This window comes from Neisseria sp. 19428wB4_WF04 (assembly GCF_015235335.1).
Taxonomy (GTDB): domain Bacteria; phylum Pseudomonadota; class Gammaproteobacteria; order Burkholderiales; family Neisseriaceae; genus Neisseria; species Neisseria musculi.
In genome coordinates this window covers 1-391 of sequence record NZ_JADGLG010000195.1, presented here as the reverse complement: position 1 = coordinate 391, position 391 = coordinate 1, and the positions used below count along the sequence as shown (strand labels likewise).

Genomic DNA, 391 nt, shown 5'->3' with positions numbered 1-391 from the left:
CCTGTAAAAATCGTAGAAATGCAAAGTGAAGCAGGTGCTGCAGGTAGTGTGCATGGATCTTTACAGGCTGGAGCTTTAACTACAACTTATACAGCTTCTCAAGGATTACTCCTTAAAATTCCAAATATGTATAAAATAGCAGGTCAATTGCTCCCCTGTGTAATCCATGTAGCAGCGCGTTCTTTGGCTGCTCAAGCTTTGTCTATCTTTGGCGATCATCAAGATATTTATGCGGCAAGACAAATTGGTTTTGCTATGCTTTGTTCGCATTCTGTGCAAGAAACCATGGACTTAGCTGGTGTAGCACATTTAGCTGCAATTAAGGGAAGAGTGCCATTTTTACATTTTTTTGATGGTTTTAGAACAAGCCATGAAATTCAAAAAGTTGAAG

The 391-nt window shown here is 39.4% G+C and carries 1 pseudogene; it reads left to right on the top strand.

What is annotated here, in order from left to right:
* Positions 1–391 (top strand): annotated as a pseudogene (locus IR141_RS12975) (pyruvate:ferredoxin (flavodoxin) oxidoreductase); the annotation flags it as partial.